This window comes from Chryseobacterium mucoviscidosis, from assembly GCF_002177115.1.
Lineage (GTDB): Bacteria > Bacteroidota > Bacteroidia > Flavobacteriales > Weeksellaceae > Chryseobacterium > Chryseobacterium mucoviscidosis.
This window is the reverse complement of sequence record NZ_MVAG01000057.1, coordinates 134,709-158,986: the sequence shown is the minus strand read 5'-3', so window position 1 is coordinate 158,986 and position 24,278 is coordinate 134,709. Positions and strand designations below refer to the sequence as shown.

The following is a 24,278-nucleotide window of genomic DNA, read 5'->3' as shown; positions in this document are numbered from 1 at the left end:
TAGTAAATTAAGCTTTAAAAATGCTCTTACAACACAATATTATTCTTAGGAACAATGGCAGGAGGAAGATGGGTTTCGTCCAGCATATCTCTCATGTCAATTTCAATGGTTCGGCTGATCTGCGTGATCGGAACATCATTTGCGCTTCCCTCAAAAGGATTTACGGAAGCCTCTCCCACATTATCCAACGTATGAAAACACCACGTTACCAAAAGCGAGAAAGGAATATTAAACCATATTGTAAAACCTTCAAAAGAAGTTCCTTCTCCTAATTTATCAAATTCTTTCAGAAGTCCGAAAGGTACGAAGATGATAAACAGCAACAAAAGATAGGTGGTTATAGACGAAAAATTTCTCGGATAAGGAAAATTTTTAATTCTCTCTGCTTTTCCCTGACTGTCTGTAAATTTCACCATCTGCTGATTGATCTGCGTCCACTGAAAATCATTAATTTCGCCATTTGCATACGCTTCAGACAGTTCTTTACTCTGAAATGCCATTAATTGTGTCGCTCTGTTCTTTTTGCTTAAAATATACTTCAGTTCATCATCCGAAAGATAATTTTTTAGTTCATCATCCAGTTTTGAAATTCTTTCTGAAACTTCATATTTTCTGGCATATTCGTCAAACTGAGGCGTATTCATATTTTCCCAAGCTCTCGGCTCACGAAGCTGAAAACGAAGGGCAGTAAGCCATGCATAGTGACGTTCGAACATTGTTTTTACTTTCTCAGGATTTTTCCCGCGCAAAGAATCTCTCAGAATATATCCGAAACTCCGGCTGTCGTTAATAATAGCTCCATAAATTTGTCTGGCTTCCCAAAGACGGCTGTAACTTGCATTGTTTTTGAATCCTACGATGAATGCCACTGCTGTTCCCATGATGGCAATCGGCTGCCAAGGAAAGGAAATAAACTTCCATCCTAAAAAATACATCGTGGTAGGAATTGCCGACAAAACGGCTAAAATAATGATGCTTCTCTTGGTCCAGAGTATAAATTCTATGGCTCCAAATCTTTTTCCTGCGTGCATAAGTGTTTTATTTTTAGTTTAAATGTTTAAAATGAATTTCGGATTTAAATATACAATTCATTTTTAGTTTTTGGTGAACGGAATGTTGTTGTAAAATCCGATCTGGATTTGTCCGCGGTTTCTGTTTTCCTGAATCTGGTTCATGTATCCCGCTTCAATTCTCATATTTTTATTAATGACATATCCTAAAGCGCCGTAGACTCTGTTTCTGTCGAAAACCGGACTGTCGAAATGAAGAAAAATTTCGTTGTAAGCCGATGCGTAGAATGTTTTGGGCAACATTTCCTTGTTATTGAGCGGAATATTAAATCCTAAAAAATAACGGAATCTCATCCTGAAATCATCTTCCAGAAAACGCTCTTCCAGACGATAGCGGTGCTGAATATTAAAACGTCCGAATTTCTGCCTTGTAATATACTGCTGGAAAATCCGGTGCTCAATATTTTCTGTTTTTTCTCCTTTCACGTAAGGCTGACTCAGAATGAACCCGTATCCCAACAAAACATTGTTATTGTTTTCCGTAAGATCATAGCCGATTCCGGTACGGATTAGCAGTTGCTCCAAGTCTCCTATTCCGTCGAAATTTCTGTACTGGATTTCGTTGTGAAAGTTCAGTTTTTTACTGATTTTATTGTTTCCGAAATACATATACCACGCTCCCAAATCGCTTTTCTGAGCCTGTGAAAAAGTTGCTCCCAACGTAAAAATTCCCAAAACAGCCTTTTTTAAAATATTCCTCATACAGTTATATTACTATTATCTATCGTTTTCAACAAATTTAATATTTTAAATCAATAATAACAAACTGCATATTTTATGCTGCCTTAACTTTTTATTTAACCACAAAAGTCACAAAAGATGACTAAACTTTTATTTAAAGTTGATCATTATAAATCTAAAAGTTCACAATAGTTTTTAAAAATCTTTGATTTTTATTCTTTTGAGCGCTTTGATTATCAATGAAATTCGCTTTAACATTGTCTTTTGTGCCTTTTGTGGTTAATTCTGAAATTAGTTTAAAATGAAAAAATGTCGATAATTATAAAATGAGCCTGTAGAAGTTATGTTGATTTTATGAATAGGAGATAAAAAAACTGACAAAAATTCGTCAGTTTTAAGGTTCTACTATCATTCTAAGGATGCTGCTGCATTTTTGCCGGATCGTCATAATTTACCATCCAGTTGATTCCGAATTGATCGGCAAACATTCCGAAGTATGCTCCCCAAAATGTATCTGACATCGGCATCGTTACCTTTCCGCCTTCGGAAAGTCCCGCGAATAATTTGTCCGCTTCTTCTCTGGATTCTGCATTAATGGAAATTGAAAAGTTATTTCCCATCACCAGATGAGCAGCGTGATCGCAACCTGCATCACTTCCCATTAAAATCGTTTCTTTAGAAATCGGAAGCGAAACGTGCATGATTTTGTCTCTGTCTTCTTCTTTCGTTTCCTGACCTTCTACTGGAGGCATTTCTCCGAATGTTCCGATGTAAGGATATTCTCCGCCGAAAACAGATTTGTAAAAATCGAATGCTTGTCTGCAATTTCCGTTAAATGTTAGGTAAACGTTTACAGTTGCCATAGATGTGTCTTTTTTTATAGTTTAGTTTTAATTTTTAACTTGTCTAAGCTTTTTTACCGCAAAAGATTTTGACACTTTAGTTTTTTAAGTTTATTGATTGTCCGTTTATTAACCTAAAGCTTCGACAGGCTCAGCTTGACATCGCTAGAAATCAAGCATTTAGTATTAGAGATATCACACTGAGCTTGTCGAAGTGCCTATTATAGATGATTGATTTTCATATCATTGCATAGTAATAGGTTGTTTAACGGATATTCAATTAAGTTTTATAGTTAAATGGAAAAAAAAGCACGTAAGTTAAAAAAATCAAAAATTTTTTCTCTTTGCAGACTTTTGAAATACTTTAAATACAATAAAGTCTTTTGTCTCTTTTGATTAATTTGTCTAAGCTTTTTTATCGCAAAAGATTTTGACACTTTAGTTTTTTAAGTTTAATAGTCAAATGGAAAAAAGAGCACGTAAGTTAAAAAAATCAAAGATTTTTTCTCTTTGCAGACTTTTGAAATACTTTAAATACAATAAAGTCTTTTGTCCCTTTTGCGGTTAAATTTAAAATGAGTTTAAAATAATTTTTAAACCTGATAAAAAGAACAATTTAGTTATTAAAAACCTTTGATTCTGCTATTTTGTGAGGTTATAAAAAGAGTAAAACCTTATCTGTGCTGATCGATCAGAATCATGTTTCCGTCCGGATCTTTCAGGTAAATATGTTCAGGACCGGAAGTGTTTTCATCTGCTTCCTTCTGTAATTCCAGACCCTGTTCTTTTAATCTTTTCTGAATTTCGCGAACATCATCGAACGTTTCAAGATTCTGTGCATTCTGATCCCAACCGGGATTAAAAGTAAGCATATTTCCATCGAACATTGCCTGAAAAAGACCAATGATATGATCTCCGTTTTTCATGATAAGATAGCTGTGATCTATGTTTCCAGCCATTTGGCTGAATCCTAATTTTTCGTAAAAATCTTTAGACTTCTGAAGATCTTTTACACTGAGACTGATTGAAAAAGCGCCTAAATTCATACTTGTTTATTGTTTAATGCCAATTTGTATCCTGCCAAAACCAATCCCCATACAGCAATTCCTAAAACCCAGAACCAGAAAGGAGTCGGAAGCATCACCATATTGTAAATGGTAAAAAAAGTGAAAATAACTCCACAGATAATTGCAGAAGTCGGTTTTCCGTTGTTGGCAACTTTAGTGGAAATAAATCCTGCGAGCAAAGCTCCCAAAGCGTAACCGAGAATCACGATAAATTTTCCCATGAACGGTAAATTTTCCACATACGCTCTGAATCCTTCAATATCATCCGGTCTTAAACCTGAAGGAAACGGATACAGCGCATGACCGAGTCTTTCCATGAGCCAGACTCCGATGGATCCAGTGATCATTCCTGCGATTACGGCTAAAATTCTTCTTAACATGATGATTACTGATTGTTAATTCTTGTTTTAAAATCAAGTGTTCCGTCGTAGCTCTTCCAGTCACCGATCATTTCGATATACTGGGATTCCACTTTTTCAGCATCTTTATTCCATTTAAAAGTATAGATGAATTTACCTTTCAGAATTCCGGAATGTTTTCCTTTGTTTTCTTCCGCCAGTTCGTATTCCCCGAAAACGGTTCCTCTTTTTTTAGCATCCTTATATTTGGTAATGATGAATTTGCCTTCGAATTTAGCATACGTTTTATCAACAAGAGTATATCCTGAAACAAAATATTCCTGATCGTTTTTTTTATTCTGTTCAGAAATGTTGATTTTCAGTTTTATTTCCTGATTTTTATTTCCGATGGTTCCTGTGTACGCTTTGCTGTTATTCAGCCAGACATTGGAAATATCGGGCATCTGTGCAAAGATGAAATTGGAACAAAATACAAAAAGTAATAAAAGTTTTTTCATATTGTTTATGTTTTTTTAAACGCCGAATTGTGCAAGATGATGATTGAGATGTTTTGCAAACATATTGTTCCATTCCTGTGCTTTCAGTTTTCCGAAAGAAAAAGATTCTTTCCCGTCAAAAGCAGAAGCTCCCAATTGCTGTGTTTTCTGGATAAAACCGATGAGTCTTTTTTTCTCTTCTTCAAAGTTTTTATGATCCGAAATAATAAATTGCGGTGCAGTCGGTCCGTTTTGAGGATACGCTTTCTCTCCCACCACTTTAGATTTCACGAACGATTTAAGGATGAATTTTGCAATAGCTCCCGGTTTTTTATGCTTTTCCGGTTCGTAAACCATTTCGTAAGACACGTTACAATGCGCCAACATCTGATCTACTGACATTTTCCCCCACAATCCTTTGGTTTCCGGCGTTAGATTATTTATCCTATCAATGTAATTCTGAGCATCTTTAGCATCAAAAACGTTTTCCATAGCTTATTTAATTGTTAAAAAAACAAATATATCAGTTTTTTACTTACACTCTTTAAAACTAAGTACAGAATGATTAGTAAATTCTTCCTTAGATTCTATTTTTTAATTTTATTTAGAACAATTTTCGAAAACCGATCGGCTCCAAAACCAAAAAACCTTTTAGAAAAAAATTCTTCCAATTGAGCGCTGTCATATTTCGAAACTAAAAAATCTGCCAGAATATTTTCTTCCTCTTCAGAACCGTTCCATTCTGTTCGTGAGTTTGCTGAACTTAAAAAACTCCGCTTATTTGTAAGAAACATCTTTTCAGCGTATTGATTTATGATTGAAGTCGGAACATCACGATTGATAACATCGAGCATTTTTTTATAGTTCTTCTCATAATCCATAATAGCAAAGTAAAGCTCCGTATTTTCCGGATAGCTGTAAAAAGAGCCTCTTAAACCTGACAAAATTCTGTTTCTTAATTTTTTTAAAGCCTCAGTATCTTCATCATTTTCTGCAATAAAGATATAGTTTTCAATAGACGGGTCTTCCCAAAACTTCATTCTTTTTATATATGCCAGATCTTTGATGCTGTTTCTTTTCTGATAGATTTTTTCAAGAAGATTATAATAAGGAAGATTGTATTTTTCATTTGTATTTGTTTTGATAACTGCTTTACAGACTTTTTCTGCCTTATCTTCATCAATCTTTAAAATTTCTTCAATCACTTTTAGATTGTAGCTGTTCTCATAACGATCCACAGGAAAGTATTGTTGCAGTTCTTCAAAAAAATTATTTTCGGCAACAATTTCCAACAGATCTTCTCTAAGAGAAACTTTTAAATTAAACTTATTTTTAATCCAAAACAAAATTTCCTGCCTTATCAACCCGGCAATGTGCAGTTTTTGAAGACGATCACCAGAATGATACATTTCTTTAATGAAATAATAAAAATGAAAACGTATAGAATCTTTGCCTTTCAGAAAGACATTCCAGTTTTTGGTTGCAATTTCTTTCCAATACTCAAAATCTTTTATAGCATTGAGATGAGCGACGAATCTTTCTCTTAGCTTTTCATGAAAAGTATCAAACCTCGTGCTTGAGAAAGAAACCTTCATCTTATATTTGCTGATTTCATCATTAATAACCATAAATTTATCAATACTTTCCTGCTTATCATTATTCTGAAAAAGATACTGTTCTACAGGTTCTAAAGCTTTTGTAAGAAGATCAACTATTTTTTTTACATCCTGTGCTGTAAGATTTCTTTTTTTACCGGCAACAGAATTGGTGGTATTTTTTATGATTTCAGAAATTTCCTCATTGGAAAAAGACTTTTTCTTTTCTCCAAAGTCCATCATAAAAAGAACTTCTGCTTCTTTATTTTTCTTAAAAAACAACAGCAGCCAATTTTTCAATTCTTCTGCATTCAGATTTTCCATAGCTATTTCAGCTTCAGAAACCTTTTTCTTTGTCGTTTTTTGAGAACTTATTTTTCCCGATTTATTTTCTGACATGAAAAGTCCCATTGCCAAAAGATGCAGACAAAAATCTTTGCTTTCGCAATCACATGAAGATTCTGTAATTTCGGATTTCGGATTTAATACAATTCTAGCGTCATAAGATTCATTTTCATCATCAACAAAACAAATGAAATGATTTTTTTTCTCTTCTTCAAATTCCCTTATCAGTAGTTTTTTTGCCTTGTTGATCTTTTGTTTTGAGAACCGGCTTTCTAAATCCAATATCGTATACATTATTCTTCTTTTTTCAAAGATAAAAAAAAGCCACTTCATAAAAAGTGACTTCATATATATTTTAATTTATCTCTGAACAGCTTTCTTCATCGCATCGGGACGAAGAACCCTGTAACGGACTTCCATATCTTTCGGAATGTAGAAAACCAATGGTAATTTGCTGTTGTATCGTACAGTTTCCGGCTGAAGATAAACAAATTTTTTAGTAAGTTTCTGATCCGGACAAGCCATTAAAGTTCCTCCGGTTTCTCCTTTGGATTCTACTTCGTAATAATTATAACCCCATCCCTGAAGATCCTGCGTATTGACTTTTCCTATTAAAAAGTGTTTGTTACAGTCGAGCATTTTTTCTGTTCCTACAAAAAATTCCACTTTAAGGTCGTTTTCATTTTTAGCAATCGGAAGCTGAATATAAACCTGCTTAAAACCTTCTTTCGCTTTTGGGAACATTTCGATCTGTAACTTCTCGAATTTTTCTGTTTTCTTTTGTGCAAAGGTATTCACTGCTGCAAAGAGCATTAATCCTGAAATAATTGTCTTTGAAAATCTCATAAGCTTTGTATTTATTTTATAAGTTTATTCAGGTCAAAAACTGTTCCAAATTAAACAATTGTTTAACTTTAGAAATCTTTATCATTAAAAAATCACCGCAAATCCTAGGATTTGCGGTGATTTTATTATTTAGTTGCTTTTAATTTCAACGGCATCTCCCTTCGTATGCGCATTCATCTGCGGAGCGTAATAATTCTGAATCGTGGTAATTCCGTTTGAGAATATTCCGGATGCATTGGCGACGTAATCGTATTCGAAAACATACTTTCCTTTCGGCATCTGTTCAATATAGAAATTCGTGGAAGCATCTTTGGTCGACCGATAATATCCTAAATTATTCTTCCATTGATACCCTGAAAGTACATCCAAAGGTTCAAATCCTGCTGCTCTCATGTCTTTGATGTGGATGAATTCCATTGGACGATCGGTGTTCAGAATCATTCTTACAGTCACTTTATCACCCACTTTTAATGGAGTTTCCGGAGTGATTTTCTGCAATTCTTCCCCGTTCACGGTTTTTATTTTTCTGTACAGTTCTTTGGTGACGGACAGGTAATTCTCGGAAGATTTGATCTTATCCAGATCTTCGTAATATTGCCAGAACAGCCCTCCCTGAACAATTCCTGCGCCCGGTTTTGTGATGGTAACGGTGGCTAAATTTTTATCCAAAACATCCGATTTCACGGTAGATTTCACATAACCTGTTGCCTGAGTCTGTGGCTGAAGTTCTTTTCCGCCCCAAATAATGGTTGCTTTATCGCTTTCCGCAGTCGTCCATGATTTTCCTGAATTTAAAATCGTAAAAATCACTTCTGAAGTTCCTCTTGAGCTTCCCCATGAATTCACTTCTTTCTGCGTAACAAGCCAGATTTTCAAATCTTCAATGAATTTCTGATCGTTGGGTTTTAATTTGTTAAATGCTTCCAGTGCTCCTGCATGATTCACCACTTTCGAGCTGAACCAACCCCAGTCATCAAGATTCTGTTTCCAGTACACTCCCTGCGTTTTTGAATCTACGGAAGTTTCTTTCAGGTAATTTAAAAGTTTATCCGAAACTTCTTTTAATCCATAATCGTTCATCAGTAAAGCGGCACGATGCAGTCCGAAGAAGGTAAAATCTGTAATTTTCATCGTTTTTACTTTCTGTTTTACCAGGGATTTTAAAGTGGCTCCTTTTCCTTTTAACGGATACTGTTTTTCCCAGTAATTTCGGGTGTCGAGATAGTCTAAAGTCCAGTTATTGATTACATTTTCTTTTCCCGCACTGAGCGAAGTCGAAGTGTATTGTTCAATTTCATTATCTACGTATTTGATCAGATTGGAAACCATTTCATTCTGTTCAGTACTTTGGTAATCTTTTATGTTATCTTTCAGCCAAAAATTGATTTTTCCTAAATTTTTAAGAACGTACAATGACGTAGAATATGAACTCGGATAACCTTTATACCACGAAAATCCTCCATCAGGATTCTGCAGTTTCTCTAAATCTTCCCAATCCTGATGAATTAAATTTTTCATTGAATTGACATCGAACAGCAAAGCCAGTTTCGACATCTGTTCTTCTTCATTTTTGCTTTCCAGAACCCACAGTGTTTCTTCTAATAACAATTGTTTCAGTTCCTGATTTTTTTCAAGATTGGAATTCAATAATCCTTTATTCTGGTATTCTTCGAAAACAGTTTTCAGCTTTGGATTGGCTTTAAAGATTTCTGATGCCAAAACATCGGCAAACCATTTATTAAAGATGACATCTGCAGAATTATTCTGGTCATTTTTAAGGCTCGGAAGCGCAAACATAATTTCCCAGATCGGGTTGGTCGTAAGTTCCAGCGTATTGGAGGCATTGGAAATCGTGGTGGAAGTTGCATTTTTAAGGTTTTCCAATTCGAAAGTCTTAGTTTCGCCTTCTTTTACAAAAACAGGAACCGCATCGGTTACGAGCATTCTGTTCGGTAAAACCGCAACAGCTTTCTGTTCTCCATCGGAATATTGTCCTGCTTTTGCAACGACTTTTAAAATAATGGATGAAACATTATCCGGAACTTTTATTTTCCATGTCAAAGCGGAGTTTCCGTTTTCATTTAATTCAAAGTTCTGAATGCTTGAATTTAACCCAAACAGAGACGAAATATCTTCATTGGTAAATGCATCCAGAATCTGTAAGCTTGCCGAACCGTTTAATTTTTTGTTCGTTAAGTTCGATAGTTTGGACTGGAGATTCAGTTCATCTCCTTCTCTTAAAAATCTTGGGTAGTTTGGCGTTACCGAAAATTCTTTCTGCGTTACGACTTCTTTTTCCAGTGTTCCTGCTTTTGCGTCTTTGGTATGTGCCAAAAACATCAGCTTCCATTTTGTCAGTGCTTCCGGAGAAGTGAATTCAAAGCTTACATTGCCTTCTGAATCGGTTCTCAAATCCGGATAGAAAAATGCGGTTTCGTTGAGGTTTTGGCGGACGGGAACCAATGATAATGCTTCTTTTTGAGCTGCAAGAGGATCTATTACATCCGTATATTCTTTCTTTTCCTGCTCAGTTAATTGTCTGCCTGAATTTAGAATATCTATTGCCGCATCATCCATTCTTACACTTAATAATTTCATTCTTGGAGACATTTCAGATTTAGGAGCTCTAGCTGGCTCTGGAACAACATTATTTTGTACAGATATTCCTGCAACTGCACCTTGTAAAGAATATATAAAACTTCTATCGAACCAATTAAATTGAGGAACCTCTATATTATTTTCCTTGAAATATTGAATACTTTTCTGGTAATTTTTTTGTCGCAGATAATCTCTCAGTTCGTATGATACTGTACTTATAAACGGAGCATATAAAGTGTACCAGTCATATCGATTAACAGCAAATTTATCCAAAGACATATCATACATATTCGCTAAAACTTCGGCGTTAATTTTCTCTTTCTCATTTCCTGAAATTTTTACAGACCATTTTTCTTTTGAATTCGGCTGAATTTTATCTCTGAAAGTAAGGGTTTCAATCGTTAAGGATTGATCAGTATCATCTATATCCAGATTTACAGATTCTGTCTGAACGTCATTAAAGGCAACTACCTGAAACTGTATATTCAAAATTCGTACATCTTTATCTTCTGGAATAGCTGCTGTATATTCCAGCATTCCGTTTTTGAAAGGCAGAACCTCAGAAACCGTTTTTCGGGAACCATTTTGTACAAAAATATTCAGAAGAGCGTTCGGAACCGAAGAATAAACTGTAAATAAAACTTTTTCCCCTCTTTTCAGTTCTTTTTTGGACTGCACAACCGTCAGGAAAGTTTTTTGATCGGGTTTAAGCAATTTTTTATCCCAAACACTGAAATTCTGCAGCGTTTTTATCGTGTCTTTTCCTTCAATATTATACAGTTCCAACTGATAATCTCCGGCTTCCAGTTTTCCTAAGTCCAGATTGGTTGTTGGTTGTTGGTTGTTAGTTGCTGGCTGTTGTATTTTCTCAAGAATTACGGTTGATTTCCAGTTTGTAGGTTCATCATTTTTATCATAAAAATCATGCGGAAATCTGCTGATGAATTCTTCTTTTGAGAATTTTGGTAAATCCTGAACTTCCGATTTGAAATTCTGTCTGAAAATTCTGTCCGGAGACACCAGTTTTGATAATTTTACCTGATACGATTTTTTAAGAAGCTGTTCGTTATAATTTTTTGTTTCAACATTCAGTTTTACATTTTCATCAGAAAAAACATTCTTTATTTCTTCAGCCTGAATATAATGAGAAACGGAAGCCACTTTCAACTGGGTATCTGCAGTCTGTGTCTCGCCGTTGATATCTGTAACGGATGCATTGATTTCATAATTATCAATCTGAATTCCTTCTACATTTTCGTCTTTTTTAGGATCAATTTTAATGATAAATTCTCCTTTTTCATTGGTTTTTGCTTCACCCAAAACTGAGTTTTCATGATCATCATCATTTTGCGGATACCACGAAAAATATCTCCAGCGGATATTTCGTTTTTTAATTTCATAATTAACGGTTGTATTGCTTAAAGCGACTCCGGAAAACATCATGGCTTTCCCTTTCAGCTCTATGGTTTGTCCGTATTTGTACTCATCTTTTACAGGATCAAAAGTCACTTCAAATTTCGGTCTTTTATATTCCTCCACTCTGAAATTTTTATACCCGTCATTTCCATCTGTTCTCAGATAAAAAGTTCCGTTCAGTTTCCCTTTCGGAAGCACAAAACTTCCGTGATAAGAACCGAATTCATTGGTGGTAAATGTCTGCGAAGAAACTTCCTGTCCGTTAGTGTCGGTTAATGTAATTTTCTGTTTTAATCCGGCAACTACAGATTCTATATCTTTATCACGCTGTGTATTAATGACTTTAAAATAAACAGTCTGTCCCGGTCTGTAAATTGCCCGGTCTGTGAAAATCTGTACCTTGCTTTGTTTTGTTTCTATGTTCAGATCACTATTGTAACCCCTTTCTCCATAGACTTCCATGATCTGCACATCATTGGTTTTTGGCTGTCGGATTAGGAATGTTCTATAATAATCATTGTTTTTTGTTGCAGGAAATTTGAAAATACCGTTATTATCTGTTTTACCGCTTATTTTGGTTAAATTATTATTGGAAACAAATTCATAAAACGTGAGATTTTCGTTAATTACGGGTTGTCCGTTTTCACTGTTCACTAATTTTAATTGATTGGACAACTGATCTCTGCCTGTTTTTGACTGATAAATAATTCTGTTATCCGAAACCAGAAAATAAAAGTCTTTTTCCGCTTCGGCTTCATTGTCGCTGATTCCGGCAACGTTGTATTCGGCAAGATAAATTCCCGGCGGAAGAGATTGTATTTCTAAGGACGTTTTATGGTTTTTAAAATCTTTCGGGTCATCCAGTTTATAAGTTTCTTTCCTAACCAGATTTTTTTTAATCTTATTAAATTTAGTAGAATACGAGTTTTTGGCGTACTGCAAAAAAGTAGTGAGATCCTCTTTTACTTCGTAAATCGTAATAGAAAAAGCGGAAACATTTTTATATTCTGCCACAAAATGAATCGGCTTATTGCTTTGGGTCTGCTGCTCATATTTAATATTCAGAAACGGATTTAAGATCTGATTTTCTTTATTTTTAATATTATCAATAAAAGGAGATTTGGGATACTGCTTTTTTGCCTGATCCGCAATTGCAAGGGCTTCTTTTTCCTTTTTTTGGGAAAGTAACTGCTCTATGATATCTTCCATGATCAGAACTTTATAATCGCCTTCCGTTTCGGTTTTCAAAAGGTTTTGAAGCTGAGTCAGACGATCTTTACACAGCGTCCGATCACAGTTGCCCTGCAATTTTTTATGTATGAAATACAATTTGGAATTGCCCGAATTCTGCGCTATCAGATCATCATAGATCGCATTAATCTTTATCTGATTTTCAGTAAGTTCATTTTTGGTAAAGAGACCATTATCAGAAAGAAATTTGATCTTTTTGGTCGAATACCAATCCCATAAAGTCGGGAAATAGGAAATATAATCGTTGAATGAAAAAGCTTTCTCATATTTGATCAGTGAAATTTTTCTCATTTTATCTTTTTGCAGATCAAGTTCCTGATATTTTTTATTCAGATAATTTTTAAAATCAAGCTTGCTCCATGTCTCGATCTGCGAGAGATCCAGAGAATTGATATTGGTACGCTGTTCGATCTCCCAGGAATGTTGGTTGTAATAATCGAGGAAAAAACCATTCAGCAGAACTTCAAATAATATCCTGTCATCGTCTTTCAGTCGTTTTTCTACCTCACTCAGTTTTTTGAAAAGCCTGCTTACGGAATCGTTCTTTTCATCGTCCTGTGTTTGGTTTACGATACTGAATTCTGCCTTTAAAGACTGGATAAGCTGTAAAGTATTGTTATCTTTCATCGCCTGTTTCTGTATTTCTGAAATGATGGGAAGATTAGATTTATACGCTCCTTTCTGGGAATTTGCTGATATTTTTTTCCATTGCTCTTCATAATATTTCTGGGCGGAAATCCCCGAAAAATTCAGCAGGAGAAGCAAAAGCATAAAAATCTTGGAAAATCTTTTCATATATGTTATTTTTGATAAATGAATTTCTTAAAAGTACTGAAAAAATCCGTTATAGACAGTCAGTTTTACGTATCCTTAACGGGAACTCTTTTTGCAGTATTTTTCATGTTGGAGCAAAACACGTTCCGATATCCGACGGTTTCCCTCCTTTTTATAACGTATTTCAGCGGTTATCTGTACACCAAATACCAGAAAACAAAGCATTTTTTTAAAATTCTGGTTCTGAATGCTGTTGCAGGAATTATCTGTGCTTTTTTAATTATTCATAACCACAACGAAATACGGTTGATGAAATGGTTTGTCATCGTTGTTTTAGGTTTACTGTACAACAGCTTTTTTCTTGATGTTTATATCCGGAAGATTCCTCTGCTGAAGGTATTTTATGTAGGATTGGTTTGGGGACTGATGAATTGCTGGCTTACGTTGCCGGAATTCAGCATCCCGATCTTCCTGATCAGCTTTTTCTTCATTACGGCTTTGGTTTTACCTTTCGACATTCGGGATATGAATTTTGATACCGTGAAAACGTTTCCCAAGATGATCGGCATTCAGAACACAAAATATCTGGCTTATCTGCTTATTTTTATCAGCAATATTCTGTCTGTCTTTTATCTTGATTTCAATTATACTCTTGCTTTTTTTCTTTCAAGCATCATCACCTATATTTTCATCTATTTCTCTGAAAATGAAAGAGTTGATCTGTACTTTTCTTTTGGTGTAGAAACTTGTTCGGCACTTCCTTTTTTATTTTTAGGAATAATGAAGTATTTTTGACGAATGATTATCAAGAAGCTTTCCCTGTACAATTTTAAGAACCACACCGAGAAAAAATTCGAATTTTCGCCGCAAATCAACTGTTTTGTAGGGAATAACGGCGTGGGAAAAACCAATATTCTGGATGCGCTTCATTATCTTTCCGTAGGCAAAAGTTTTTTGGGAAATACAGATCTCAACAACATTAAAAATGACGAAAATTTCTTCACGATAGATGCTGAAATTCAGAATGATGACAGTGAGGATAACATCAAAGTACTTCAGCCTAAAGAAGCAAAAAAAGTCATTAAGAAAAACGATAAGAGCTACGACAGAATGGCGGATCACATCGGCTATTTACCCAGTGTGATGATTTCGCCGTATGATTCAAATTTAATTTCAGATTCGGGAGAAAGCAGAAGAAAATTTCTGGATTCGATGATCTCACAAACGGATTCTGAGTATCTTTTTGATTTAATTCAGTACCAGAAAACCATTCAGCAGAGAAATGCTTTGCTGAAATATTTTGCCAAAAACAGAGTCTGGGATAAAGATTCACTGGAAATCTATGATGATCCGATCATTAAATTCGGAACAAAAATCTTTACTAAAAGAAAAACATTCGTTGAAAAATTAAATCCGATCGTTCAGAATTTCTACAGGATTATTTCCGGAGGAAAAGAAGCGGTTTCTGTACTATATGAGTCTCATTTGCTTGAAAATTCCTTTGAAAATCTGCTGAAAGAAAGTCTTGAAAGAGACAGAATGCTGACTTATACTTCAAAAGGAATTCATAAAGATGATCTGCTTTTTGAAATGGATGCTGTCTTAATTAAGAAAATCGGTTCTCAGGGACAGCAGAAATCCTTTTTAATTTCTTTGAAACTGGCGCAAATGAGCCTTATAAAAGAGTTAACAAAAAAAACGCCAATTCTCTTGCTGGATGATATTTTTGATAAACTGGACGACAGCCGTGTTTCTCAATTGATAGAACTGGTGAATCAGGAAAATTTCGGACAGATTTTTATTACCGATACGCATCGGGAACGCACGGAAAATGTAGTAAAAAAGATTAATGAGGAAAGTATCATTTTTGAGATTTGAGCCATGAAAAATATACTGTTTTTATTTTTTGCTTTTTGTTCTTGTTTTCATTCAGGTCAAAAGAAGAAAAATCCGAAAGACCTGCTTGATGCTTTTGCTTTTTCAGAAGGCGAAATCAATAAAAATTACCATCCGGTTTCATTCGGTCAGAGAATAAAAAACTACTCTTTTAATAAAGCAAGTAAAATCAAAATCGTTTCTTATAACTTAAATTTTAAAAAGAGTTCAGGATATATACCGCCACCACCGCCGCCAAAAACAAAAGAAGATTCTGTACAATTGAACGAATTTTATCATCTTCCCAAGTCCATAGATTTCAGAGAGATTATAGAAAATCAATCTGAAAAAGAAATTGAAGAATCTAAAACTCTGAATTTAGAAGAAATATCAAAACTCAGTCATATCATTTTTAACACCTGTAATAAACATGTTATCACCATGTTTTCTCAGTCAGGATGCTTTTTCCCAAGAAATGCAATTGTTTTTTATGATGAAAACGACAGAATATTCGAAATAATTGAAATTTGCTTTGAATGCGGAAATATCGAAAGCTATCCTTCAAAATTTTTCAACTGGAAAAAAGCCTGTGAATTTATATATTCTGAATTAGAAAAATTTTTCCAAAGCAAAGGTTTGCAAACACAATACATCAGTAAATAATGAAGAAGAAAAAACGTGAATTCCAGTCCTCGGAACTTGTAAAATCTTTTGCCAAAATTCATGGTTTTGAACATAAACTTTTAGCTTTTGAGATTAAAGATTTTCTTTCGGATTATCTTGATGAAAGTCTTTTCAACGAAATTAAAAGCGTAAATATTGAAAATAAATGTGTTTTCATAAAGATCAGTTCACCTTTATTAAAGCACGATTTTCAGATGCGGAAAAGCTTTTTCCTGAGAAAATTTCAGGATAAATTCGGTGTGGAGAAGTTTGATGATCTTCAGATATTGTAAAAATCAGATTTTACTCTTCTTCAGGTTTGGCAGATTTCGTATTGCTCATGAGTTCGTCTGCTTTTTTATCAAGACCGGATCGTATCGGAAAGAAAAACTTCAGCGGATGTTTTAAAAAATACCTGAAAATTCCTTTGTAAAGTTCTCCCACCTGTCCGAAATTCAGTTTTCTGGATCTGAAAGCCAAGAACATAGACAGGCTGAAACTTACAAGAAAGTTGAAAAACCCAATCAGGAAAACCGTTACCAGAGAAATGAAGAAGGTATAAGAATCGATTGTGAAATCTTTCCCGTACAATCCCAAAGCTAAATTTCCTGCGGCAAAAGTGATGTGGCGAATATCAAGATCCAGTCCTAAGAATAATCCTACCGGAGCTGTTGCCCCAAGAAATACCCCGAACCAGAAGTTAGATACAATTCCGGGCCAGTTTTTAGCGTAGTATTTGGATAGTCCTTTGGCAAAATTTTTACCGAATAAACGACTGATGGAAATACTTTTTGCTATTCTTTCCGGAATCTGATAGAACACCGAATTGTTTCCGATATTCCCTGAAATAATTCCTGAAATAAAAAGATAAAATCCTGCAATACAGGCGTGAAGAATGGCTTTGGATTTAAAAGGATCCAGATCTTTCAGCAATTTATCTGATCTTTCTATGGCTAAATTTTGCGAGAAAAATACATCCAGTCCGTAAATAATCAGCAAAGCAATCGGGAAGGAAAGCAAAACATTTCCGACAAAAGCAATAAACTGGCTTCTGAATAATTTGGAAACCAAATGGGCAAATTCTGTACTGCTGCTTTTAATATTTCCTTCTTCTGCCAAAACTTTCGTCATCGTTGCCGCCGTCATTGCCGGTTGTTTCGTTGCTAAGGTGAAACCCATGAGATAGATCATCACGAATCCCATCGCATAGTTCATGGAATACAAAAATGCATGGGAAAAATCGCTTCCGGGAATGTATCCGTACAGCATTTTCAGTACACACAAAGCACCTACGATAATTCCTCCTCCACTCGCTTTGTAGAACATCGTCATGTACTCTTTCCGGCTCGAAGTGATGTAGTGGGTTCCTGTTTCGGCAGTGTGATTCGTGATCAGGTGCGAAATCAGCCTTGTACTGTCGTTGATGAGTTCAGAAATGTTATTTCTGTGAGATTTATAGCTTAAAATATTAAAAACCAACTGTTTGGAATTTAACAAAACATCTTTCTCTTCATCAATAACCAAAAGCTGAATGATGTCAAAAATTCGCTGTACCTGTTGGCGGATTTTAAGAAGCGACTGATTGATTTTCCCCGAAATTCCGTATTTTGAGGAGTTTTTAAAGGCAATATTTACAAATTCCAGACATTGCTCGATGTAAATTTTAATCTGCTTATAACGGCTGTTTTTGGAACTGAGCTGAAGCTGATTGTCTTTTTCGAAATCTGCCGCCAGTTCTTCCAGCTCATTTTGCAATGCCAGAAAAGGATTATCGAAATTTTTGTACTGAGGAGCCATTCTTACTACTTCAACTTCCATCGCAGAACCGGTAACACGCCACGAAAGGATGTTCATGGAGAACAGCATTTCTTTCTTCACTTCCGGACTGATGATGAAATCTGAAATTCCTAAAAGTCTGAAGAGTTCATCCAGTTCATTTTCGGGAAGATTATGAAAGAAGCTTAAATCTTTTTTGGGAGTAAGACTTACATTATCAATCATATACCAGATCGTATTTTCGTTAACGACCGGTGGAAGCACTTTATTCAGAATTCTTTTTTTAAGCTCCGGAATAAAGGCGTTTTCCGATAAAATATTGGCTTCTGTAAGTGATAAATTGAACGCTTTTCCTTTGAAAATATTTCGAAGATAGTATTTAAAATTCTCAAGAATTTCAGGATTTTCTCTGAAAAAACGGAGAACCTCTGCAAAGTCTGACTTTTTTGCACTGTCTAAAATTTCGGCAAACGGATCGAGCGAAAGCGTTTCATTCTTAAAAGAAAAATATTTTTTAAGAACCGACTCAAAGTTTGTGCTGGAATTAAAGAGTTTCATTGGTGCAAAGATACTATTTCAAACGCACATTCCTCATCTGTCTCATAATCCAGTTGTGCTTCTTTCTGAGATAAGGAGATGGATTTTTAGGATCGTATTTTTTAGGATTGGGTAAAACGGCTGCAATCCACGCTGCTTCCGAGGTGTTGAGATCTTTGGAAGATTTCCCGAAATAGTATTCCGAAGCGGCTTCTATCCCGAAAACTCCCTGTCCCATTTCAATGGAATTCAGATATCTTTCAAGAATGATGTCTTTATTCCAGACTTTTTCGATGATGAAAGTATACACCGCTTCCAGTCCTTTTCTGATCCAGCTTCTGCCCTGCCAAAGAAAAATATTTTTTGCAGTCTGCTGAGAAATGGTGCTTCCTCCTTTTAATCTTTTGCCTTTTTCGTTGTTTTTCATGGCTTTTTCAATCGCCTGATAATCAAAACCATCATGATCGAAAAATTTCTGATCTTCAGAAGCAATTACTGCTTTTTTTACATTACTTCCCATTTCATCATAGGAAATATAATCTCTCTGCAACCTTCCGTATTCGAAGAGTCCGCCAATCTGGGTAAGCGTGATGGGAGGATTGAAAAACCTGCCCCACACAATAAAAACTACGTTCAGAATAAGAAGAATAAATATAATCTGTTTAATTTTTTTCCACATAATTTTTAAAAAAGAAAGTCAAAAATAAGGAAATACTCCGAGTTATCGCAATTCTTTCATATAAGTAAGCTGATAATCGGGTAAAAGTTCCGGATGAAAAATTTTAATATAATCTTTTAATACCAAATCTGCACGTACCACGCCGCTTTCAAAGAAATCGTTTGCCTGCCCTTTTTCCTTGCCCGTAATTACATAGATTTTTCCTTTATTGAATACCTCCAGTTTGCTGTAAAAAGGATTCATGCCCAACATTTCTTTTTTGGAGATATGATTTCCTGCATTAATCCAGTATTGTACTTTTCCGGATTTTGCAAAAACCTCTTCAAAGCTCATGGTTACAGCCTTCTGATCTGTATTATCTTTAAGAATATATTCTGCATTGGCATCAGAAATAAAATTGGCTGCAGAAGTCTTTCCTCCGGGAAGATACCATACATCTCCATACATTTCGTTCGCCAAAACAGTTGGCTTTTCTTTTGCAGTAAGCGCCAGTTTTTTCAGATCACTGTAATTTTTTTCCACCTCATCAAATTTTGCATCTGCTTCTTTTTCTTTTCCGAAAAGTTTTCCGAAAAGCTTGATATAGGCTGTTTTTTCCAAAGGTTTCTGTTCCAGATATTCATCCAGGAAAATGACCTGAATTCCGTTGTTTTTCAGCAATTGGTACGTATTGTCAAAACTTGCGATATGATTGGTAAAAATAGCGTCGGGTTTCAGCGAAATAATTTTTTCCACGTCATATTTCTGCTCGCTTCCCAAATTCTGAATTTTTCCCTGTTTAATTAAATTCTGAATTTTTTCTGAATAAATATATTCCGGATTTGATACGCCGATAATGAGATTTTCTGCATTCAGCTCTGAAATATAACCCATCATACTTGCATTCAGCAGGATAATTTTTTTAAACGGAATCTGATTTTTCTTGAAATCATAGGTGAAATTTCCGGATTTGATGTGTATTCCTCCATTCTCTTCTTTGTACTGCACCAAATTTGAAACTGAAACAGCTTCCGAAGGTGAATTTTTTGTCTCTCTTTTACAAGAGGTTAGCGCGAAAAACGCGATTAATAGTAAAATTCTCGGTTTCATCTTTCAAAGAAAAGAAAAAAGTGCTATATTTGCAAACCTTTAAACGATAAGGAAACAACGGGCTCGTGGCGCAACTGAATAGCGCATCTGATTACGGCTCAGAAGGTTACAGGTTTGAATCCTGTCGAGCTCACAAAATCGGCATTAGAAGTTTACTTCTTGCCGGTTTTTTTATTTCCGCTTATTTTACTTGACTCTTTAAATTAAACCATGAAGCTATAATTTTCTGATCGCGTCTGATTGAAATGAAATATTGTCATGACTGAAGTTCAGCAATTGACTCCTCCTCATATGGAAGTTTTTCCCTGATATTTTCACGTTCCAGAATGAGCCATGCTGCATCCAGCATTTTGGTGAGGTGCAAATACAGATCTACGATATTGCGCTCCGGTACATTATTGAAGGTTCCGAGCGAGAAATACACGACTTCCGAAAGAAACTCCCCGAATTCCTCAAGACGGTATTTTTTAAAAGCCTTTCTGAAAACTTTTGCCGGATCGCAATATTCTTTTTCCGACAATGAACCCTGCAACATCGGGTTTTTATGTTCCGAAAGTTCATGAACCAGCCATTTTCCGTACTTTTTTCTAAGGAAATATGCTGCGCGAATAAACGACCGGAGCGACTGGTGAAAATAAAAGATAACGGAAGGATCTTCCGGAATCCGTGTTTTGCGCTGTGCGGCGTATTGCATGATGAGATTTAGGCGTTCTTTGGCGGTTGCCCAATCTTGAAACTGGAAAAATACTTCCATCAGCGAAAGTGCGGAATGTTTCTTCCGACCGCACCAAAAACGGGATTCAAAGTCTATGCTGTTCTTTTTCATACGAAACTGGTTTTGTGTTTTTATTGTTTTTTGGGGTTGCTTTGATTTAATCTGCTTACAAAAGTAATAAAAAAACAATTAAAAACACATATATGTGTTGTTGAATTTTTTAAGAAAGCGTAAAATTTACTGAATGTATATATGGAAAATAGAAGAATTAAAACTTCAAATTGGAAAGTTATTTCAATTTTACAGATTAAAGAATAAACTTTCTCAGCTACAACTAGGAAACGAGATAAACCTTTCAAGCAATCAGATTGGTAGAATTGAAAGAGCAGAAACAAATCCAACACTAGAAAGTCTTGTTAAATTCTGTAATTTTTTTAAAATTGACATATTACATTTATTTACAAAACTAAATGAAGAAGAATTAAAAAAAATTGAAAGTGATATTTATTGCTTACAAAAAGAATTTAAAAATCAAAATAAGAGAAAATCCTGACGAGAGTTGGGATTTTTGTTTGAGAGATTAGTAAATAATTAAGATAGACTTCCAAAGACAGAAAGCTTTCCAAACATGATCTCTACACAGATAAAACTCACCAAAGTTTCTTATTCTTAGTCTAAAAATTTCATACACAAGAAATTTTCATGCACTAAAACGATGTAAGAATACTGAAAATCAATTTTTATTTCTAACACAGGTTAAATTACAGTACTTTTTGTCTACAAAGGTAGCATTGTCAATTTTTATCATTAGTTTTGTTCCTTCTAATGCAAAAAACGTTAAACACTTTTTTTCTTGTTTCAGTGTTACTCATGTTTATTTATAACGTGAGCGGCATTAGCATTTGCATAGATCACTCGCAACACCAGAGTAGCAAAACTTTTGATATTAAAAATTCAAAAGACAATCAGCAGGCAAAAATTTCTAAGGAAGATCATTGCCAGTGTGCACTTCATTTTCAGATGAATCATAGCTTACTGCCCGATTTAACCTCACTGGATTTTTCAGTTTATCAGACGAATAAAAGGGAAATTCCACAATCGAAGTCGAAAACCTGTCGCTGTCTGCTCGATTATTTTTCATCGAGAGCTCCACCCTGTTTTTCATAACTTTAGCTTTCTTTAAAGTTAAAATTCTTTACCTACAGATTTTTTTAAGTCTGTAACGTCTTTTTGCGAATATCTGGGTTTAATAAGATCCTGAATATTCTTATTCTAACTAGGTATTTTTTAATACTACTTTACTAATTTTTATGTCATTCAATTCTCATCAAACCGGAATAATACATTTTATTTCCTGTAAGCCTTTTCATTGGGCAACCTTCAGCTTCTTTTTATCATCAATTGCAGTTCATGCACAGAAAGCAAAAGGAGATACGGTCTCAACAACCATTCAAACCGTAGAGATTGTAGGAAGAAAATCAAAAGCTTACACTTCAGATTATTCATTTGCAGCCACAAAGATCGCAATGAAAAATAAAGATCTTCCTCTTACACTCAATACCGTTACCAAAGAACTCATCAGCGACAGACAAGCCTTCAGACTGGGCGATGTCCTTAAAAATGTTGCAGGTGTTTCCAATGCCAGTTTTTATAATCAGTACAGCATCCGTGGAATCAGCCAGAATGAAGAAGGGCAGATCATTAATGGTATGAGAACCAGGCAATACTATTTTCTTCAGCCCATGACGCCGCATATTGAGCGTGTAGAAGTTTTTAAAGGTCCGGCAAGCATCACGATGTCGAGTGTAGATCCGGGTGGAACGATTAATATGGTAACCAAAAAACCATTAACTAGCCCTCGCTATGAAATGAGCCTCTCCGGCGGAAGCTTTGATACCTATCGTCTTTCCGCGGATCTTACAGGTCCTTTGAATAAAAGCAGAACACTTTTGTACCGGTTCAACGGAGCGCACCAGAATGCCAGATCTTTTCGTGACAATGTGAAGAACAACGGACTTTTAATCGCGCCTTCAATTTCTTTTGTTCCGAATGATAAAACGTCTGTAAATGTAGAGATGATCTACAGCGAAATGAACGGTAATCTCGACCGCGGACAGCCTATTTTCGGAGCTGTTGCAGGAAAAACAAATCTTAACAGTACACCAATTAGTCTAAATTTAGGCGCACCGGGAGATTATTTCAAAACCAAAGACCTAACTTTAATGGGAAGCTTATCTCATCACTTCAATAAAAGCATCAGTTTCAATGCTTCGTATATGAAACAACGTTGGGATGAAGACACCCACGAAACAAGGACAACCAATTCTTTTGTTCCCGACATTAACAATAAGCCGATTTCCAGTCTGGCAATGATGCAGTATCTTGAAAGAATCCAGCACTGGTCTGTAGATAATATCAATGCTTATTTCAATTTTACATATAAAACCGGAGCATTTGAACATCAGACTCTTATGGGATACGACAGCCATATCTGGGAGAAAAAAAGTGGTGGAAAGCAGGATGCGGCAAGAGGTTTTCTGCTGAAAGACGGAACTGTTGCTTCATCGTATAATGCAGCTAATGCCGCATTGTATGAAACAATAATTTACAATGGAATTATCCTTCCGAAACCGAATGTAACCCCTTTTGACCTTACGCCCGGAGCGGTAAATCATCAGGGAAAAGATTACGCAGTTTTAAATATCATCAATCCTTTACCTACGGCTTTAACGACCACTCACGCGGCGTACATTCAACATTTGGTAACATGGAAAAAGCTGAAGCTTTTAGCCGGATTAAGGCAGGAATGGTTTCAGGATATTACCAATTACAAAAAACAGGAAGAAAGCTCATTCAGAAATCAGAAAATGCTTTACAGAGTGGGTCTTACCTACAGCATCACCGAGAATACCAATATCTACGGAACCTATCTTACGGGTTATCAGCCGCAATCTAACACGATCTCACTGATGCCGCAAACGGCAAATTTCACCGGTGCAGTTTCTGCTTCATTATACAAGCCTTTATTGTCGGATTTAAAAGAATTTGGAGTAAAAACAAAACTTTTCAAAAAGATTGATGCCAATTTTTCAGTGTACGAAATCAATCAGAAAAATATTCTGGTGAATGCAAATAATCCCGCAGAACCCGACCAACTGATACAGCGCGGCGCAGACATAAGCCGTGGTTTTGAAGCTGAATTTACAGGATATCTTCTTCCGCAATGGCACATTTATGCAGGTTACAGCTATATTGATGCTAAAGTTAAAGATGACTCCAATCCTGCTCTTATTGGTCTGGCTAAAGAAAATACATCGAAAAATTCTGTCAATCTCTGGACGAGATATAATTTCAATATTCAGGCTTTAAAAGACTTCGGAATTGGCGCAGGAATGCTTTATCAAAGTAAAAAAATACCTTGGTTTACAAGAAGTTTTGAACTTCCGGCTTATACCACACTGGATGTTGCACTGTATTATTCTGTACCGCAAACCAGACTTCAGCTGGCACTTAATGTTAACAATATTACCAATACAACTTATTGGGTAGGAGCTCAGAATTACCTGAGACTTTTTCCCGGAGCTCCAAGAAATTATCTATTTACAGCAACTTTTAAAATTTAAA

20 protein-coding genes and 1 tRNA gene are annotated in these 24,278 nt (G+C 35.3%); 7 read left to right on the top strand and 14 right to left on the bottom strand.

Annotation, left to right across the window (positions count from 1 at the left end; genetic code table 11):
* Positions 1–26: 26 nt before the first annotated feature.
* From B0E34_RS01830 to B0E34_RS01785, 10 genes are all read right to left on the bottom strand, one after another.
* A complete protein-coding gene (locus B0E34_RS01830) occupies positions 27–1,031 on the bottom strand; it encodes a bestrophin family protein (protein WP_087706251.1) in 1,005 nt (334 codons plus the stop codon).
* Between the two features lie 63 nt (positions 1,032–1,094).
* Positions 1,095–1,772, bottom strand: coding sequence for a DUF2490 domain-containing protein (locus B0E34_RS01825; RefSeq protein WP_087706249.1), 678 nt, complete (start codon positions 1,770–1,772; stop codon positions 1,095–1,097).
* A gap of 392 nt (positions 1,773–2,164) precedes the next feature.
* The gene (locus tag B0E34_RS01820) at positions 2,165–2,614 is read right to left on the bottom strand and encodes a VOC family protein (RefSeq protein WP_087706248.1); all 450 of its coding nucleotides are present in this window, start codon (positions 2,612–2,614) and stop codon (positions 2,165–2,167) included.
* A 653-nt stretch (positions 2,615–3,267) separates the two neighbouring features.
* On the bottom strand, positions 3,268–3,639 hold the full coding sequence (locus B0E34_RS01815) for a VOC family protein (RefSeq protein WP_087706246.1): 372 nt from the start codon (positions 3,637–3,639) through the stop codon (positions 3,268–3,270).
* Positions 3,636–4,040, bottom strand: a complete 405-nt coding sequence (locus B0E34_RS01810; RefSeq protein WP_087706245.1) for a hypothetical protein — start codon at positions 4,038–4,040, stop codon at positions 3,636–3,638. Before B0E34_RS01810 ends, B0E34_RS01815 begins: the two co-directional genes overlap by 4 nt.
* Positions 4,041–4,045: 5 nt before the next feature.
* Positions 4,046–4,516, bottom strand: coding sequence for a hypothetical protein (locus tag B0E34_RS01805; RefSeq protein ID WP_087706243.1), 471 nt, complete (start codon positions 4,514–4,516; stop codon positions 4,046–4,048).
* A 15-nt stretch (positions 4,517–4,531) separates the two neighbouring features.
* A complete protein-coding gene (locus B0E34_RS01800; RefSeq protein ID WP_087706241.1) occupies positions 4,532–4,987 on the bottom strand; it encodes a DUF1569 domain-containing protein in 456 nt (151 codons plus the stop codon).
* Between the two features lie 95 nt (positions 4,988–5,082).
* On the bottom strand, positions 5,083–6,729 hold the full coding sequence (locus B0E34_RS01795; protein WP_087706240.1) for a hypothetical protein: 1,647 nt from the start codon (positions 6,727–6,729) through the stop codon (positions 5,083–5,085).
* 66 nt (positions 6,730–6,795) lie between these two features.
* Positions 6,796–7,281, bottom strand: a complete 486-nt coding sequence (gene eco / locus B0E34_RS01790) for a serine protease inhibitor ecotin (protein WP_087706239.1) — start codon at positions 7,279–7,281, stop codon at positions 6,796–6,798.
* Positions 7,282–7,410: 129 nt separating this feature from the next.
* Positions 7,411–13,341, bottom strand: coding sequence for an alpha-2-macroglobulin family protein (locus B0E34_RS01785; protein WP_087706238.1), 5,931 nt, complete (start codon positions 13,339–13,341; stop codon positions 7,411–7,413).
* Between the two features lie 18 nt (positions 13,342–13,359).
* Between B0E34_RS01785 and B0E34_RS01780 the strand changes: the two genes are divergently transcribed.
* The 4 genes from B0E34_RS01780 to B0E34_RS01765 are packed head-to-tail and all read left to right on the top strand — an operon-like array spanning position 13,360 to position 16,151.
* Entirely contained in the window at positions 13,360–14,115 is a 756-nt protein-coding gene (locus B0E34_RS01780) for a UbiA prenyltransferase family protein (RefSeq protein WP_087706237.1), read from the top strand.
* A 3-nt stretch (positions 14,116–14,118) separates the two neighbouring features.
* Positions 14,119–15,198, top strand: a complete 1,080-nt coding sequence (gene recF / locus B0E34_RS01775; RefSeq protein WP_087706235.1) for a DNA replication/repair protein RecF — start codon at positions 14,119–14,121, stop codon at positions 15,196–15,198.
* Between the two features lie 3 nt (positions 15,199–15,201).
* Positions 15,202–15,858: a hypothetical protein gene (locus B0E34_RS01770; protein WP_087706233.1), complete on the top strand. Its 657-nt coding sequence runs from the start codon at positions 15,202–15,204 to the stop codon at positions 15,856–15,858.
* Positions 15,858–16,151: a hypothetical protein gene (locus B0E34_RS01765; protein WP_087706231.1), complete on the top strand. Its 294-nt coding sequence runs from the start codon at positions 15,858–15,860 to the stop codon at positions 16,149–16,151. The genes B0E34_RS01770 and B0E34_RS01765 overlap by 1 nt, the downstream gene beginning before the upstream one ends.
* Positions 16,152–16,161: 10 nt before the next feature.
* Here the strand turns inward: B0E34_RS01765 and B0E34_RS01760 are convergent, their stop codons facing one another.
* The 3 genes from B0E34_RS01760 to B0E34_RS01750 are packed head-to-tail and all read right to left on the bottom strand — an operon-like array spanning position 16,162 to position 19,939.
* On the bottom strand, positions 16,162–18,192 hold the full coding sequence (locus B0E34_RS01760; RefSeq protein ID WP_087706229.1) for a transporter-like protein: 2,031 nt from the start codon (positions 18,190–18,192) through the stop codon (positions 16,162–16,164).
* A gap of 13 nt (positions 18,193–18,205) precedes the next feature.
* Entirely contained in the window at positions 18,206–18,850 is a 645-nt protein-coding gene (mtgA, locus tag B0E34_RS01755) for a monofunctional biosynthetic peptidoglycan transglycosylase (protein ID WP_087706227.1), read from the bottom strand.
* A gap of 42 nt (positions 18,851–18,892) precedes the next feature.
* Positions 18,893–19,939, bottom strand: coding sequence for an ABC transporter substrate-binding protein (locus tag B0E34_RS01750; RefSeq protein WP_087706225.1), 1,047 nt, complete (start codon positions 19,937–19,939; stop codon positions 18,893–18,895).
* 59 nt (positions 19,940–19,998) lie between these two features.
* Between B0E34_RS01750 and B0E34_RS01745 the strand changes: the two genes are divergently transcribed.
* Positions 19,999–20,072: transfer RNA gene (locus B0E34_RS01745), tRNA-Arg, on the top strand.
* 123 nt (positions 20,073–20,195) lie between these two features.
* Here the strand turns inward: B0E34_RS01745 and B0E34_RS01740 are convergent.
* On the bottom strand, positions 20,196–20,765 hold the full coding sequence (locus B0E34_RS01740; protein ID WP_123956502.1) for a hypothetical protein: 570 nt from the start codon (positions 20,763–20,765) through the stop codon (positions 20,196–20,198).
* Between the two features lie 133 nt (positions 20,766–20,898).
* Between B0E34_RS01740 and B0E34_RS01735 the strand changes: the two genes are divergently transcribed.
* Both B0E34_RS01735 and B0E34_RS01730 read left to right on the top strand, forming a co-directional pair.
* The gene (locus B0E34_RS01735) at positions 20,899–21,207 is read left to right on the top strand and encodes a helix-turn-helix domain-containing protein (protein ID WP_087706221.1); all 309 of its coding nucleotides are present in this window, start codon (positions 20,899–20,901) and stop codon (positions 21,205–21,207) included.
* Between the two features lie 757 nt (positions 21,208–21,964).
* Positions 21,965–24,277, top strand: a complete 2,313-nt coding sequence (locus B0E34_RS01730) for a TonB-dependent siderophore receptor (RefSeq protein WP_087706219.1) — start codon at positions 21,965–21,967, stop codon at positions 24,275–24,277.
* The last annotated feature ends 1 nt before the right edge of the window (position 24,278 follow it).

Excerpts from the sequence above, each read along its gene's own strand:
- B0E34_RS01830 (WP_087706251.1), bottom strand. The coding sequence starts at position 1,031 with ATGCACGCAGGAAAAAGATTTGGAGCCATAGAATTTATACTCTGGACC.
- B0E34_RS01825 (WP_087706249.1), bottom strand. The coding sequence starts at position 1,772 with ATGAGGAATATTTTAAAAAAGGCTGTTTTGGGAATTTTTACGTTGGGA.
- B0E34_RS01820 (WP_087706248.1), bottom strand. The coding sequence starts at position 2,614 with ATGGCAACTGTAAACGTTTACCTAACATTTAACGGAAATTGCAGACAA.
- B0E34_RS01815 (WP_087706246.1), bottom strand. The coding sequence starts at position 3,639 with ATGAATTTAGGCGCTTTTTCAATCAGTCTCAGTGTAAAAGATCTTCAG.
- B0E34_RS01810 (WP_087706245.1), bottom strand. The coding sequence starts at position 4,040 with ATGTTAAGAAGAATTTTAGCCGTAATCGCAGGAATGATCACTGGATCC.
- B0E34_RS01805 (WP_087706243.1), bottom strand. The coding sequence starts at position 4,516 with ATGAAAAAACTTTTATTACTTTTTGTATTTTGTTCCAATTTCATCTTT.
- B0E34_RS01800 (WP_087706241.1), bottom strand. The coding sequence starts at position 4,987 with ATGGAAAACGTTTTTGATGCTAAAGATGCTCAGAATTACATTGATAGG.
- B0E34_RS01795 (WP_087706240.1), bottom strand. The coding sequence starts at position 6,729 with ATGTATACGATATTGGATTTAGAAAGCCGGTTCTCAAAACAAAAGATC.
- eco (WP_087706239.1), bottom strand. The coding sequence starts at position 7,281 with ATGAGATTTTCAAAGACAATTATTTCAGGATTAATGCTCTTTGCAGCA.
- B0E34_RS01785 (WP_087706238.1), bottom strand. The coding sequence starts at position 13,341 with ATGAAAAGATTTTCCAAGATTTTTATGCTTTTGCTTCTCCTGCTGAAT.
- B0E34_RS01780 (WP_087706237.1), top strand. The coding sequence starts at position 13,360 with ATGAATTTCTTAAAAGTACTGAAAAAATCCGTTATAGACAGTCAGTTT.
- recF (WP_087706235.1), top strand. The coding sequence starts at position 14,119 with ATGATTATCAAGAAGCTTTCCCTGTACAATTTTAAGAACCACACCGAG.
- B0E34_RS01770 (WP_087706233.1), top strand. The coding sequence starts at position 15,202 with ATGAAAAATATACTGTTTTTATTTTTTGCTTTTTGTTCTTGTTTTCAT.
- B0E34_RS01765 (WP_087706231.1), top strand. The coding sequence starts at position 15,858 with ATGAAGAAGAAAAAACGTGAATTCCAGTCCTCGGAACTTGTAAAATCT.
- B0E34_RS01760 (WP_087706229.1), bottom strand. The coding sequence starts at position 18,192 with ATGAAACTCTTTAATTCCAGCACAAACTTTGAGTCGGTTCTTAAAAAA.
- mtgA (WP_087706227.1), bottom strand. The coding sequence starts at position 18,850 with ATGTGGAAAAAAATTAAACAGATTATATTTATTCTTCTTATTCTGAAC.
- B0E34_RS01750 (WP_087706225.1), bottom strand. The coding sequence starts at position 19,939 with ATGAAACCGAGAATTTTACTATTAATCGCGTTTTTCGCGCTAACCTCT.
- B0E34_RS01740 (WP_123956502.1), bottom strand. The coding sequence starts at position 20,765 with ATGAAAAAGAACAGCATAGACTTTGAATCCCGTTTTTGGTGCGGTCGG.
- B0E34_RS01735 (WP_087706221.1), top strand. The coding sequence starts at position 20,899 with ATGTATATATGGAAAATAGAAGAATTAAAACTTCAAATTGGAAAGTTA.
- B0E34_RS01730 (WP_087706219.1), top strand. The coding sequence starts at position 21,965 with ATGTCATTCAATTCTCATCAAACCGGAATAATACATTTTATTTCCTGT.